Annotated in this window: 11 protein-coding genes; 7 read left to right on the forward strand and 4 right to left on the reverse strand. The window is 72.5% G+C overall.

Annotated features, from left to right (window positions below; genetic code table 11):
* Positions 1-45: 45 nt before the first annotated feature.
* On the forward strand, positions 46-1,044 hold the full coding sequence (locus tag ABL310_RS13185) for a P1 family peptidase (protein ID WP_349367473.1): 999 nt from the start codon (positions 46-48) through the stop codon (positions 1,042-1,044).
* 1 nt (position 1,045) lies between these two features.
* Here ABL310_RS13185 and ABL310_RS13190 read toward each other — a convergent pair whose 3' ends face one another.
* From ABL310_RS13190 to ABL310_RS13205, 4 genes are all read right to left on the reverse strand, one after another.
* Positions 1,046-3,223: a TRAP transporter fused permease subunit gene (locus ABL310_RS13190; RefSeq protein WP_349367474.1), complete on the reverse strand. Its 2,178-nt coding sequence runs from the start codon at positions 3,221-3,223 to the stop codon at positions 1,046-1,048.
* 145 nt (positions 3,224-3,368) lie between these two features.
* Complete coding sequence (locus tag ABL310_RS13195; RefSeq protein WP_349367475.1) at positions 3,369-4,391, reverse strand: TAXI family TRAP transporter solute-binding subunit; 1,023 nt, start codon at positions 4,389-4,391, stop codon at positions 3,369-3,371.
* 147 nt (positions 4,392-4,538) lie between these two features.
* Positions 4,539-7,406, reverse strand: coding sequence for an AsmA family protein (locus ABL310_RS13200; protein WP_349367476.1), 2,868 nt, complete (start codon positions 7,404-7,406; stop codon positions 4,539-4,541).
* Positions 7,407-7,485: 79 nt separating this feature from the next.
* Positions 7,486-9,825: a xanthine dehydrogenase family protein molybdopterin-binding subunit gene (locus ABL310_RS13205; protein ID WP_349367477.1), complete on the reverse strand. Its 2,340-nt coding sequence runs from the start codon at positions 9,823-9,825 to the stop codon at positions 7,486-7,488.
* A 252-nt stretch (positions 9,826-10,077) separates the two neighbouring features.
* Between ABL310_RS13205 and ABL310_RS13210 the strand changes: the two genes are divergently transcribed.
* The 6 genes from ABL310_RS13210 (at position 10,078) to ABL310_RS13235 (ending at position 14,460) form a co-directional block, all read left to right on the forward strand.
* Positions 10,078-10,299 carry a hypothetical protein gene (locus tag ABL310_RS13210; RefSeq protein WP_349367478.1) on the forward strand — a complete coding sequence of 74 codons (222 nt, stop codon included), beginning with the start codon at positions 10,078-10,080 and terminating at the stop codon, positions 10,297-10,299.
* A 24-nt stretch (positions 10,300-10,323) separates the two neighbouring features.
* On the forward strand, positions 10,324-10,515 hold the full coding sequence (locus ABL310_RS13215; protein ID WP_349367479.1) for a hypothetical protein: 192 nt from the start codon (positions 10,324-10,326) through the stop codon (positions 10,513-10,515).
* 71 nt (positions 10,516-10,586) lie between these two features.
* Complete coding sequence (locus ABL310_RS13220) at positions 10,587-10,841, forward strand: exodeoxyribonuclease VII small subunit (protein WP_349367480.1); 255 nt, start codon at positions 10,587-10,589, stop codon at positions 10,839-10,841.
* A 135-nt stretch (positions 10,842-10,976) separates the two neighbouring features.
* Positions 10,977-12,887 (forward strand): 1-deoxy-D-xylulose-5-phosphate synthase, encoded by a 1,911-nt coding sequence (gene dxs / locus ABL310_RS13225; RefSeq protein WP_349367481.1) that lies wholly within the window; start codon positions 10,977-10,979, stop codon positions 12,885-12,887.
* 196 nt (positions 12,888-13,083) lie between these two features.
* Complete coding sequence (locus tag ABL310_RS13230) at positions 13,084-13,491, forward strand: cytochrome c family protein (RefSeq protein WP_349367482.1); 408 nt, start codon at positions 13,084-13,086, stop codon at positions 13,489-13,491.
* Between the two features lie 81 nt (positions 13,492-13,572).
* Positions 13,573-14,460 (forward strand): hypothetical protein, encoded by an 888-nt coding sequence (locus tag ABL310_RS13235; protein ID WP_349367483.1) that lies wholly within the window; start codon positions 13,573-13,575, stop codon positions 14,458-14,460.
* The last annotated feature ends 89 nt before the right edge of the window (positions 14,461-14,549 follow it).

The raw sequence follows: 14,549 nt of genomic DNA on the forward strand, positions 1-14,549 counted from the left end.
TGGGGGCTGCGCGCGCGATGCGCGAGATCAAGGAGGCGGGATGCGATGTCGCGGGGGCGCAACCTCATCACCGACGTGGCCGGGATCAGGGTCGGCAACGCCCACGACGTCGGGCTCGCCTCCGGCGTGACCGTGGCCCTGTTCGAGGAGCCGGCGGTGGCGTCGGTCTCGACGCTCGGCGGCGCGCCGGCGAACCGCGACACGGCCTGCCTCGAGCCCGACGCCACGGTGGAGGCGGTGGACGCCATCGTGCTCTCCGGCGGCTCCGGCTTCGGGCTCGACGCGGCCGGCGGCGTCCAGGCCTGGCTGCGGGAGCGGGGCCGCGGCTTCCCGATCGGGCCGGTGACGGTGCCGATCGTTCCGCAGGCCATCGTCTTCGACCTGCTCAATGGCGGCGACAAGGCTTGGGGGCGCTACCCGCCCTATCGCGAGCTGGCGTGGGACGCCTGCGAGCGCGCGGGGCCCGACTTCGCCCTCGGCACGGCGGGCGGCGGCTACGGGGCGACGACGGCCGACCTCAAGGGCGGGCTCGGCTCAGCCTCGGCGCGCACGTCGCGGGGGCACGGTGTCGGCGCGCTCGTGATCGTCAACGCCATCGGCTCGGCGATCGTCGGCGGGGGCCCGCATTTCTGGGCGGCGCCCTGGGAGGTCGGCGACGAGTTCGGCGGGCTCGGCCTGCCGGCGGACGCGGCCGAGCGCGGCCGGCGCCTCGTCTGGAAGGGCGGGCCGCAGCCGGCCACCACCATCGCCCTCGTCGCGACGGACGCCGTGCTGACGAAGGGCCAGGCGCACCGCATCGCCGTCCAGGCCAACGACGGCCTCGCCCGGGCGCTGCGGATCACCCACGCGCCCTACGACGGCGACACCGTGTTCTGCGCGGCGACCGGGCGCGCGCCGCTGGGGGACGACCCCGCCGCCGCGCTGACCGAGATCGGCGCCGTCGCAGCCGACGTGCTCGCCCGCGCCGTGGCGCGGGGCGTGTACGAGGCGACGGGGCTCGGGTTTCCGGGACAGCCGCCGGGGTGGCGGGAGCGGTTCGGGTGACTCACGACGCCGCCGCCGCCACCCGCGCCTTCTGCCGCTTCCGGTCCGCGCGCACGTTCCAGGCGAAGATCGCGATCACGCCCACCGCGCCGACGCTCTCGACGATCGTGTTGTTCGGCCAGATCAGGGCCACGCCCGCGGCGAAGAGGAGGAGGCGCATCGGCCAGCCGAGCGGCGCCTCCATGTGGCCCTCGATCGCCGCGCCCAGTGCGTAGACGCCCACCACCGCGATGACGAAGACGTGCGCCACCTCGAGCGGCGGGCCGCCGAGGAACGCCGTGTAGGCGAACAGGATCGGCATCAGGTAGATGCCCTTGGCCACCTTCCACGACACGACGCCGGTGGCCATCGGCGGCGTCTTGGCGATGGCCGCCGCGGCGAAGGCCGTGAGGCACACAGGCGGCGTCACGTTCGAATCCTGGCTGAGCCAGAAGATGATCATGTGGGCCGAGAGCAGCGCCAGCTTGACGGTGACGGGGTCGAGCACCTGCGGATAGACGAGGGTGAGCACCTCCGGGGGCATCGAGGCGATGAAGGCGGAGGCCGCCTCGCGCGACATCGGCGCGGCGAGCGCCGTCATGGCGTTCGGGTCGGCGAGCATCATCGTCATGCGCGCCGCCTCGGGCACGCCGCCTGTGACGAGGACGTCGATCAGCGCGTTGTTCTGGATCAGCGCATGGAGCGCCGGCGCCGAGAGGGTGGCGAGCACGATGTAGGACGCCGTCACCGGCAGGCCCATGCCGAGCACCAGCGAGGCGAGCGCGATCAGCACCAGCGCGATGATCAGGCTGTTGCCGGCCCATTCGTTGATCATCAGCGAGAAGGTGTTGCCCACGCCCGTCATGGCGATGACGTTGATCAGGAGCCCGACGGAGATGAGCAGCACCGCCGTCATGATCATGTTCTGCGAGCCGAGCGCCAGCGCGTCGAGGACGGCCCTCGGGCCCATCCGGTGCGGCGTGAACCAGGAGGCGACGATGCAGGCGACGATGGCGAAGCCGGCCGCGTAGACGGGCGTGTAGCCGGCGACGAGCAGGCCGATCAGCAGCGTCACCGGAATGAGGAAGGACGGCCCGCCCTTCTTGAGCACCTGCCACGCGGTCGGCGCGTCCGGGTCGCTCGCGGTGAGGTTCAGCTTCTTCGCCTGGATGCGCACGAAGAAGGCCACCGAGAGAAAGTAGACGATCGCGGGCAGGAAGGAGACCGCGACGATCTCGAGGTAGGAGATCTGGGTGTAGGTCGCCATCACGAAGGCGCCCGCGCCCATGATCGGCGGCATCAGCTGCCCGCCGGTGGAGGCCGCGGCCTCGACGCCGGCGGCGAACTTCGGCGGGAAGCCCGCGCGCTTCATCAGCGGGATGGTGATCACGCCCGTCGAGACCGTGTTCGCCACGGCCGAGCCCGAGATCGTGCCGGTGAGGCCCGACGACAGCACCGCGACGAAGCCCGGCCCGCCGACGAAGCGGCCCGCGACCGCGCGGGCGAGGTCGATGATGAACTCGCCGGCGCCCGAGCGCACCAGGAACGCGCCGAACAGGATGAACATGAAGACGAAGGTCGCCGAGATCAGCGCGATCGAGCCGAACATGCCCTCGTCGGAGAAGACCGAGCGGAACAGCAGCGTCTCGAGCGACAGGCCCGCGAATCGGAACACGCCGGGCGCCTCCGGCCCCCACCAGACCACGTAGGTGAGCGCGATCACGATCAGGATCGGGATGATCAGGCCCGTGGCGCGCCGGGTCAGCTCGATGGCGCCGCCGATGACGATGAAGGAGAGCACGTAGTCGAGCTGCGAGAGCTTCACGCCGCGGTCGTAGATCGCGTTCTGGTTCGAGATCAGCCACAGCGTCGCCACCGCCACGACGAGGCCGAAGACGACGTCGAAGGCGAGAACCGCGCGGGTCGCGCCGGGCGAGCGGGTGCGGAACAGCGGGTAACGCAGGGCGCACAGGAAGGCGAAACCCGCGAAATGGATCGCGGTGAGCCAGATCTGGTCGAAGGCGCCGAGCGTGTTGACCCAGATGTGGTAGAGCGCGAGCGCGATGCCGACGACCCAGGCGACGCGGCCGATCCAGGTGCCCTCGAAGGCGCGGACATGCGCCTCGACCTCTCCCTCGACGTCCTTGCGGGTGACGGGATTCTCGTCGCCGGCGGGGTCCAACCGGGGAGCGTCGGTCATGGAGGCGTCTTTCGTGTCGCGGGTCTATGGAGCCGCGCGATGCCGTATAAACCGCGAGGACGCAACGTGTTTTTCGACGCCGGGCGGAACGCGGAGTAGCGAGGCGGGGCGGCGCTCGACGACGCCGCCCCGCTTGAATCGTGGATCAGGGACGCAGACGATCTGGAATCGTCAGGCCCGCTTCCTCGAAGTACCGCAGCGCCCCGGGATGCAGCGGCAACGGCAGGCCCGCGAGGGCGGCGTCGAGGCTCATCGCGTTGGTGGCGGGGTGGATCGCCTGCAGGAAGGGCAGGTTCTCGAAGATCGCCTTGGTGATGAGGTAGACCGTCTCTTCCGGCACGTCCTCGTTCACGGCGAGGAAGTTCGGCTGGGCGATCGTGGTGATGTCCGCCTCCTGGCCGGGATAGGTGCCGGCCGGGATGGTGTAGGGCGTCCACAGGCTCTCGAAGGAGCCGTTCGCCTCGGTGATCTGCTCGTCGGTGAAGTCGAGCAACGTGATGCCGTCGCCGAGCGCGGCGAAGGCGCGGGTGACGCCCGCCACCGGCACGCCGCCCGGCGTCGACATGGCGACGATCTGGTTGTTCTGCATCGCGTCGGCCGAGGGGTTGTAGCCCATGTGGACGAGCTCGTACTCGGTCAGGGGCATGCCGAGATTGCCCATGATCACGGTGTTGGAACCGAGCGTGCCCGAGTTCTGCAGGCCCATCGACACCGCCTCTCCCGTGGCGGCCTCCATGTCGGCGATCGTGCCCGTGTCGGCCAGATCGGCGCGCAGCACGAAATGCTCGACGTTCGACCACAGCATCGAGATCGAGCGCAGGTTCTCCTGCGGGCCGGCCTCCTCGATCGGGCCCGAGCCCTGGCGGGCATAGGCGCCGAACAGGCCCTGGACGATGGCGAACTGGGCCTCGTCGTCGCGCAGCAGGCGGATGTTCTCGCCGGAGCCGGCCGAGGAGATCGCCGACATGTTGATGCCGTGCGCGTTCTGCAGGCGCACCTTGACCAGCGTCGCGATGGCGACGCCGACGGGATAGTAGGTGCCGCCGGTCGAGGCGGTCGCGAGCAGATAGTCCTGGCTCTCCTGCGCCGTGGCGGAGAGCGGAGCGAGCGACGCCATCGTGCCGGCCATGGCGGCGGCGATGAGCGAGCGGCGAAGCGTATCGGCCATCAAGTCCTCCCGTTGAGCGCGGCGGTGCCGCGTTTCGCCGTATTTAGAAAGGGCTCTCGCCGTTGGGTCAACCGCCACGCCTCCGGAAAAGACCGGACAGGTCCGGTTTCGGGATTTTCGCGGATTGCCGCACGACAATAAATGCGCTTATCGGTTGCGCATCAGGAGATCGATAATGCCCCGCGCCGCCTCCGCCGCGGGATCGGGAGGCGGCGGAGCGGAGGGCGACGGCTCCTGCGGGGTGGCGGCCGTCGGCGGCGCGCCGATGAGCCGCTCGATGCCGCGCGCCGCCTCCTCGCCCACGAGCCGCTCGATGGCCTCCCCCGCCGGCGGCGCGTCCAGGCCGAAGATCCCGGCGCCGAGCCCGCGCAGCTGCTCGTAGGCGCCCACCGGATCCTGGAGGATGCCGGCGATGTCCGGGTAGATCCGCGGGCTCGCCCACGGCCCCTCGATCCGGATCGGCGCGCCGAAGCCGACGAGCTCGATCCCCTCCCGCCCAGGCCCCGCCCCTCTAGGCCCGTCGCCGCGCCGCCGCTCGAAGGCGACGCGCGGCTCGACCCGCAGCGAAAGCCGCTGCGCCGGCAGGTCCACCGTCCCCGCCCCGGTCATGTCGACGAGCGGGCCGACGAGGCGCAGGTCCTGCGTGCTCGCGCGGCCATCCGCGACCGCGAACGAGCCCTCCAAGGCGTAGAGCTCCGTGCGGGCGCCGTCCGCCAGCCGCCAGCCGTCCACGATCCCGGTGCGCAGGAGCTCGGCGACGCGGGTGACGTCGACGCCGCGGATGGCGCCGTCGCGCACCGCGAATCGCGCGGAGCCGGAGAGGCTCTCCATCAGCGCGCGCTGGGTGACGAGGCGGCCGGAGACGTCGAGCGAGAGATCGCCGCGGCCCTCGATTCGGTCGAGCCCCGTCGCCGCCGCGAGGAAGGCGCGGGCGTCGAGGCCGGCGAGCACGAAGCGCGCGGCGAGGCTCGGCGCGGCCGGCGTGGCGTCGACGACGAGCCGGCCGTTGCCGCCGCCGCCGTAGAGCGCGAGCTCCTGCAGGTCCGCCTCGAGCCGGCCGTTCTCCAGCCGCGCAGCGGCGGCGACCGGGCCGGTCTCGATGCGGCGAAAGCGCAGCGCGCCGAGCGTCAGGTCGAGATCGGCGTCGAAGCCGCGCAGGGCGGCGAGGTCGATCGGCGCCTCGCTCCAGCCCCCGCCGGCGTTCGCGGGGCCGGCGGCGAGGCCGAAATAGGGGTTGAGGTCGAGCCGATCGAGGTCGAGCGAGGCCTCGAGCCGCGGCCGCGCGCCGAGAACCAGCCGGCCGGCGCCTGCGCCCTCCGTCCCGTCGAGCGCGATGCGCGCCTCCGCGAGGGCGATCGCTCCCGGCGCGAGGTCGATGCGGCCCGCGACGGAGAACGGCCCGAGACCGCCCGGCGTGGTGACCGGCCGGCCGAGCCAGGCGAGGAGCCCGCGCAGCGAGGCGGTGCGCAGCGAGGCCGAACCGGCGAGCGCGCCGTTCGGCGCGAGCGTGCCCTGGTAGCCCAGCGCGACGCGCTCGGAGACGATCTCGACCCCGATCCGGCCGGGCTCGCCCACCAGCAGCGGCCTGAGCGCCGCCGACCCCGTCGCCTCGAAGCGCGCGCCCCGCCACACGCCCGCGCCGGAGAGCGCCACCGGCTCCGTCAGGTCGGCGACGTCGAGCACGAGCGCGATGTCCCCGATGCGGCCCGAATCGGGCTCGGCCACGAGCCCGGCCAGCGCGGGGATGCGGGCCTCGGCGTCGGAGAGCGCGATCCGGCCCGCGAGGTTGAGGCTGCCCACGAGCGCCGCGCGCGTCTCCCCCGCCATGGCGAAGCGCAGGTCCGCCGCGACCCGCCCGGAGAGCGGGACCTCCGCCGGCGCCAGCGCCGCCACGTCGACGCCACGCGCGGCGAGCGATCCCGAGACGCGCGCCCGCGCCCCGTCGCGGCCGATCCGCGCCTCGCCCGAGAGGCGCCCGCCGCCGAAACCGGAATCGTCGACGACGAGAAGAACCGCGTCCTCCTCGAGCTCGGCGCGCAGCAGGGCGGGCGCGACCTCGCGGCCGGCGATCCGCAGCCGCTCGAGCGCGAGCTCGACGTCGCCGACGAGCGCGCCGAGCGCCGCGAGGTCGATGGCGTCCGAGCCCCCTGCCCCGCTCCGGGCCGCGAGGGCGTCGACGTCGAGCAGCGGACCCTCGAGCCGCGCGTCGATCGCCGGCGGGCCGTCGCCCGCGGTGACGAGGTCGACCGCGCCGTAGAGCCGGCTCTCCCCGACGGCCAGCGCGAGATCGCGCAGGCTCGCGCGCCCCGTCCCGCGGACGAGGCTCCCCTCGAGCGAGAGCGGCGCGGCGAGGAGGTCCGGCGCATCGAGCGCGAGCGTGACGGCGGCGGGCTCGCCGGCGGCGAGAGCCGTCGGCGCATCGAGGCCGAGCGCGACCTCGAGCACCCGCCCGTCGAGCCGGCCCGTGGCCTCGAGCGTGGCTTCGCGCGCCGGGTTCGGCATGGCGAGGGTCAGCGCGAGGTCCGAGACGCGGGTCTCGCCCTCGGCGCCGCGGAGCACGAGCAGCCCCTCCGTCACCGAAAGACGGTCGACCGCCACGTCCTCCAGCCAGCCCAGCGCCGGCGCGCCCTCGCCGATCGCGGCCGGCGCCGGCCCGACGCCGCGCACGAGACGCACGACGGGGCGCTCCAGCGCGATCTCGGTAAGCCGCACGGACCCGGACACGAGCGGCGCCAGCGCGAGCCCGAAGGCGGCGCGCTCGACGTCCGCGGCGAGCGCGTCGCGCGCGTCCGGCGCGCTCTCGACGCGCAGGCGCTCGGCGGAGAGCGCGATCTCGGGGAAGACGGAGAGGCTCACCGGCCCGTCGAAGGCGACGCGCCAGCCCGTGCGGCTCTCGATCTGGTCGGCGAGCCGCGCCCGCACCGTCTCGGCCGGCACGAGCACGGGCACGAGGGCGAGCGCTCCGGCGAGGAGCGCCAGAACGAGCGCGATCCCGATGACGACGCGGCGCAGCATCGACCCTCCCGCCGGAGGAGCCCGGCACGTTCATGCTTCGTGCGCGAGCCTACCCGATTCGCCGCGGACGCGCGCGCCCCTATCCGAGCCCGTTCAGCGCCCGCCAGACGCGCTGCGGCGTCGCCGGCATGTCGATGTGGGCGACGCCGCGCGCGCGCAGCGCGTCGACGATCGCGTTCATCACGGACGGCAGCGCGCCCGCGCAGCCGGCCTCGCCGCATCCCTTCACGCCGAGCGGGTTGGTGGTCGCGGGGAATTCCTCGTTCGCGACCGAGAAGAACGGCGCGTCGTCGGCCCGCGGCAGGCCGTAATCCATGAACGAGCCCGTCATCGGCTGCCCCTCCGAATCGTAGACGACCCGCTCCATCAGCGCCTGGCCGATGCCCTGCACGACGCCGCCGTGGAGCTGCCCCTCCACCAGGAGCGGGTTCACCACGACGCCGAAATCGTTGACCGCGGTGTATTTCACGACGCGCACGATCCCCGTCTGCGGGTCGATCTCCACCTCGCAGACGTGGCAGCCGTTCGGATAGGCCGAGGGCGAGGCCTCGTGCACGTGCGTGGTGTCGAGCGACTTCGGGAGATCGTCGGGGAAGGCGCCGGCGCGCAGCCGCTCGGCGAGCTCCATCACGCCGATGCGTCGATCGGTGCCGGCGACGGCGAAGGCGCCGTCCTCGAACACGATGTCGACGGGCGCGGCCTCCAGCGCATGGGCGGCGAGCGGCTTGCCGCGCTCGATCACGATGTCCGCCGCCTCCACGATCGCGGCGCCCGACGCCATCAGCGACTTCGAGCCGCCGGTGCCGCCGCCGGCGACGAGCTGGTCGCTGTCGCCCTGCAGGAGGCGGATCCTGTCGAAGGGCACGCCGAGCTTCGTCGAGAGCACCTGGGCGAAGGCGGTGGCGTGGCCCTGCCCGTAATCGAGGGTGCCGGTGAGGATGGTCACGGTCCCGTCGGTCTCGAAGCGCAGCCCGCCCATCTCGTTCATGGGCGGGGCGGTCACCTCGCAATACTGCCCGACGCCGAGCCCGCGCAGGCGGCCCTCGGCCTCGCTCTGCGCCCGCCGCGCCGGGAAGCCGTCGATATCGGCCGCCCGCAGCGCCGCCTCGAGCACCCGGGGGAAGTCGCCGCTGTCGTAGGCGGTGCCCGCCGGCGTCGCATAGGGCAGGTCCTCCGGGCGAATGTGGTTGATCCGGCGCAAGTGCAGCGCGTCCCGGCCGGTCTCGGCGGCGGCCGTCTCGATCAGCCGCTCCATGACGTAGTTTCCGTCCGGCCGCCCGGCGCCGCGATAGGGGCCGACCGGCGTCGTGTTGGTGTAGGCGCAGGCGATCTCCACCCGCACCACCGGCGTGCGGTAGACGCTGACCGCGTTCTTGCCGATGTTCGCCGTGGAGAAGAGCGGCGCGACGGGGTTGAGATAGGCGCCGAGATCGGCCGTGCCCGTGATCTTCACGCCGAGGAAGCGGCCGTCGGCGTCGAGCGCCAGCGCGCCCTCCATGGCGATGGCGCGGCCGTGGTGGTCCGACAGGAAGCTCTCGGAGCGCGTGTCGAGCCAGCGCACGGGGCGCCCCAGCGCCTTGGCGGCGTGGAGCAGCGCCGGGTATTCCGGATAGAGCGCCGACTTCATGCCGAAGGACCCGCCGACCTGCCCGGTGAGGACGCGCACCGTCTCCGGCGCGACGCCCATGGTCTTGGCCAGGAGGTTGCGCAGCGGGAAAACGCCCTGGCAGCCGACGCGCAACGTGTAGCGGTCGCTCTCGGCGTCGTAGCTCGCGAGCGCCGAGCGGGGCTCGAGCGGGTTCACCACGATGCGGTTCGAGACGACGGAGAGCCGCGTCACGTGAGCAGCCTTCGCCAGCGCCGCCTGCCAGGCCTCCTCGTCGCCGGAGGCGAAGTCGAGGGCGCGATTGCCGGGGACGCCGTCGTGGATCCGCGGCGCGCCCTCCGCGAGCGCGTCCTCCGGGGTCGGGACCGCGGGCAGCGCCTCGATGTCCGGCACGACCGCCTCCGCCGCCTCGCGCGCGGCGGCGACGCTCTCGGCGACGACGATCGCGATCGGATCGCCGACGTAGCGCACCGTGTCGACGGCGAGCCCCGGCGCGGGCGGGATCGCCATCGGCGACCCGTCGCGGTTCTTGAAATTGGCGGCGAGCGTGGCCGGCAACGGGTTGATGTGGGCGAGATCGGCCCCGGTGAACACGGCGACGACGCCGGGGACGTCCTTTGCCGCCGAGACGTCGACGCCCGTCAGCCGTCCGTGGGCCACGGTCGAGCGCACCATGACGGCGTGGAGCTGCCCCTCGAGCGCGAGATCGTCGGTGTAGCGGCCCTCGCCGCGCAGGAGGACCGGGTCCTCCGTGCGCGGCACCGGCTGGCCGACGCCGAACTTCGTCATCGTCAGGGGGCTCGTTTCGTCCATCGAATTCCGCTCCGGAAGGTCCTGTTGCGGCGCAAGGCTAGGGCGCGGGGCCCGCCCTGTGAAGCGGCGCGGCGTCACGGCGGGGCCGCGCGGAGGCGGGTCACGGGGGGATGGGCGTTCGCGCACGCGAGGTCCGCGGCGAAGGACCGTGCTCGCCGAAGCACGATAGCCGACATAGCCGCCGCCCTCGGCGAGTGCCACTTGAAAGGCACGCGCATCGTTTTAGGTTGCAAATCATGACGAGGGCCACCGATGCGACTGACCTGGGAATCGGCCGCCGATTTCGCGGCGGCCATCGGCGTTCCGATCTTGCTTCTGGGGAACGGCGTGCTCATCGCCGAGGGCTTCGGCCTGTCGCGCAGCGTCGGCGAGCTGACGGCGGAAGCGCGGCGGACGTCGCACAACCTCGCGCGCATCGAGACGACGCTCGCCGGCCAGGGGGAGACGATCGAGGTGATCGACGCGCGCCTCTAGCGGCAGGAAACGGACCCGCTGCGCGTGCTCGTGGATCTGGGCGTGCCGGTCGACGACGATGTTCGCGCGATCTGGGTGAACGGCGAGAGCTACAGCCTGCCGCTGACCTCGAACGCGCGAGCGCGGCTGGAGGCTGCCGGCTACGCGAAGAGAGAGATAACCCCGTCGATCGACGGCCGGGTACACCCGCCCGTGCCGACCTCGCTGCCGCGATAGCTTGCCCTCCGGTGCTTCGAGACGCTATGGCTTTGGGCCCGACATCGTGCAGCCCGGAGCCGACCTCCTCGATGACCGACCAGAGCCCCCCCGACATCGCGCAGATGCCCTTCGAAGCCGCGCTCGCCGAGCTGGAGGAGATCGTGCGCAAGCTCGAGCAGGGCTCGGTGCCGCTCGAGGATTCGATCCGCATCTACGAGCGGGGCGAGGCGCTCAAGAAGCATTGCGAGACGCTGCTCAAGAGCGCCGAGGCGCGCATCGAGAAGATCAATCTCGGCCCCGACGGCGCGGTCCGCGGGGCGAGCCCGCTCGACGTCGACGCCTGACGTCGGCCGCCCGCGATCGTCGCGCCTGTGCGGAACCGCCGCGCCTTTCCCTTCGTATCCGTTTCTAGCCGGCTTTGACCTCGCGGCGCGCGAGGCCTATCTCCCGCCGGAGTTCATTGCGAGGATCCGCGTTCCATGCCCGTCGACACCCCCCTCCTCGACACGATCCGCGACGCCGCCGACCTGCGCGGGCTCACCGACGCTCAGCTGCGGCAGGTGGCCGACGAGCTGCGGGCGGAGACGATCGACGCGGTCTCGGTGACGGGCGGGCATCTCGGCGCGGGGCTCGGCGTCGTGGAATTGACGGTGGCGCTGCATTCGGTCTTCGACACGCCCTCCGACCGGGTGATCTGGGACGTCGGGCACCAGGCCTATCCGCACAAGATCCTCACCGGGCGGCGCGAGCGCATCCGCACGCTGCGCCAGGGCGGCGGGCTCTCGGGCTTCACCAAGCGCGCGGAGAGCCCCTACGACCCCTTCGGCGCGGCCCATTCCTCCACCTCGATCTCGGCGGGGCTCGGCATGGCGGTGGCCCGCGACCTCGCGGGCGCGAGGAACAACGTGGTGGCCGTGATCGGCGACGGGGCGATGTCGGCGGGCATGGCCTACGAGGCCATGAACAATGCCGGCGCGATGCATTCGCGCCTCGTCGTCATCCTCAACGACAACGACATGTCGATCGCCCCCCCCGTCGGCGCCATGTCGGCCTATCTCGCCCGCCTCGTCTCCGGCAAGACCTACCGGGGCTTGCGCGAGACGGCGAAGCAGCTGACGAGGCGCCTGCCCAAGGGCCTCTCGCAGAAGGCCGCGCGGGCGGAGGAATACGCGCGGGGCTTCTGGACCGGCGGGACCATGTTCGAGGAGATGGGCTTCTACTATGTGGGCCCGATCGACGGGCACAATCTCGACCACCTCCTGCCCGTGCTGCGCAACGTGCGCGACACGGAGGGCGGGCCCGTCCTCGTCCACGTCGTCACCCAGAAGGGCAAGGGCTACGCCCCGGCGGAGGCCTCCTCCGACAAGTATCACGGCGTCGTCACCTTCGACGTGGTGACGGGCGCGCAAGCCAAGCCCAAGGCTAACGCCCCGGCCTATACCAAGGTCTTCGGGCAGTCGCTGATCAAGGAAGCGGAGGCCGACGACAAGATCGTCGCCATCACCGCGGCGATGCCGTCGGGCACCGGCATCGACCTGTTCGGCAAAGCCTTTCCGACCCGCACCTTCGACGTCGGCATCGCCGAGCAGCACGCGGTCACCTTCGCGGCGGGCATGGCCACCGAGGGCTACAAGCCCTTCTGCGCGATCTATTCCACCTTCCTCCAGCGCGCCTACGACCAGATCGTCCACGACGTCGCGATCCAGAACCTGCCCGTGCGCTTCGCCATGGACCGGGCCGGGCTGGTCGGCGCCGACGGGCCGACGCATGCCGGCTCCTTCGACGTCGCCTATCTCGGCTGCCTGCCGAACATGACCCTGATGGCCGCCGCCGACGAGGCCGAGCTCGTCCACATGGTCGCGACCGCGGCGGCCCACGATGCGGGCCCGATCGCGCTGCGCTATCCCCGCGGCGAGGGGGTCGGCGTCGAGATGCCCGAGCGCGGCGTGCCGCTTCCCATCGGCAAGGGCCGCATCGTCAAGGAGGGTACGCGCGTCGCGATCCTGTCCTACGGCACCCGCCTCGCGGAGGCGCTCAAGGCGGCCGAGGAGCTCGACGCGCGCGGGCTCTCCACCACGGTGGCGGACGCGCGCTTCGCCAAGCCGCTGGACATCGACCTCGTCGCCCGCCTCGCCCGCGAGCACGAGGTGCTGATCACGGTCGAGGAAGGCTCGATCGGCGGCTTCGGCTCCTTCGTGCTGCACGCGCTCGCCGAGGCCGGCCTCCTCGACCGCGGCCTCAAGGTCCGCCCCATGGTCCTGCCCGACGTCTATCTCGACCAGGACAAGCCGGCGAAGATGTACGCCAAGGCCGGCCTCGACGCGGCGGGCATCGTCGCCAAGGCGTTCGAGGCGTTGGGCGAATCCGCCTCGGCCAAGGCGCGCGCCTGATCCGCGCGCGGCCGCCGGGCCCGCCTCTGCCGGTCCGGCCTCGCCGGCGCGCGGGTTGAACATCGCCTCCCCCGCTCCATACTCTCCCGCGCGGCTGTGCTTTTCACCGGTCTCGTGCGTTGTTTCGGGCCGGTGATGCCCGGCCGCGCGTCGCGCCCCCGCGACCGCACGAACGAGAGAGGGAGACGAGACACCCATGCGAAACCTGTATCTCGCCGCCACGGCGGCCGCCCTGTTCGCCGCCCCGCACGTCGCGCTCGCCCAGGACGCCGCCGGCGATCCGGAAGCCGGCCAGCGCACCTTCAACCAGTGCCGCGCCTGCCACCAGGTCGGCGAGAACGCCCGCAACCTGGTCGGCCCCGTGCTCAACGACCTGTTCGGCCGCGAGGCCGCCAGCGTCGAGAGCTACAACTATTCCCAGGCGATGCAGAACTACGACGTCACCTGGACCCACGACACGTTCCGCACCTACATCAAGGATCCGCGCGGCGAGGTGCCGGGGACCAAGATGGTCTATGCCGGCCTCAAGGACGACGAGAAGATCACCGACCTGATCGCGTATCTCGAGCAGTTCGACGACGATTCGGACGACGTCACGCAGTGATCCCGCTCTCGGCGGCGCGCGGAACGGTCGCGCGCCGCCGAGCGTTGCCGTCGCGCTCTTAGCCCCCGACGGAGACGCGCGATGGCAGACGACACGCGAAACGAGTTCACCCGCCCCATTCCGCTGACGCTCGCGATCGTGGCCGCGATCGGCTGGGCGATCGCCATCTGGGCGCTCGTTTCCGCGAACACGACCGAGCAGGATTACGCCGCCCGCCTCGCGACGCTCGAGGAGGAGCGCGCCGCCGCGATCGGCTCGCTCGAGGAGCAGCAGGCGGCCACGGGCGATCTCGAGACCGTCCGGGCCGAGGTGACGGCGGCCGAGACGCGGCTCGAGGAGGCGCAGGCGCAGGAGACGACGCTGTCCGAGCGCGCCGAGGCGCTCGAGACCGACGTCGCCACCCGCGAGGAGCGCCTCGCGGCGCTGGAGGAGGAGCTCTCCACGCAGGAGACGCGCTACACGGAGCGCGAGCAGGAGATCCAGGGCTGGCGCGAGGAGATCGAGGCCGCCCGCGCCGAGCTGACCCAGCTCGAGAACGATCTCGCCGCCCGCTCCGAGGAGGTCGCCCAGGTCGGCGGCCGGCTCGAGGAGCTGCGCGGCGAGGAGGCGCAGGCGCGCGAGACGCTCGCCAACCTCTCCGAGGAGGCCGCGACGGCGACGGAAGAGGCCGCGCAGGCCGAGGCGCGGATCCAGCAGGCCCGCGAGGCCGAAGCCGCCGCACGCGAGCAGATCGCCGCGCTCGAAGAGCAGCTCCAGGCGCTGGAGGAGCAGGTCGACGCCGCGCGCGAGCAGATCAGCCCCACGCTCGGCACGACCGGGAACCCGACAGGAAACGCCGCCCCGCAGACGGACGCCGAGACGACGCAGTCGCTTCCCGCAGTGAATTTCGGCGATCCCGGCCGGGCCGAGGCGAACGGGCCGAACTGCGAGTTCACCGCCGACGGCTGGGTCTGCGAACCGGCCGAATGAGCCGAGCGCGGCGCGGCGGCGCGTCCGGCTTCCCTCTCGGGCGGGGCTCGGCTATCGTCCGCGCGATCCGAAGGCCGGCCTTTCGGCCG

It is taken from the genome of Salinarimonas sp., assembly GCF_040111675.1.
GTDB lineage: Bacteria > Pseudomonadota > Alphaproteobacteria > Rhizobiales > Beijerinckiaceae > Salinarimonas.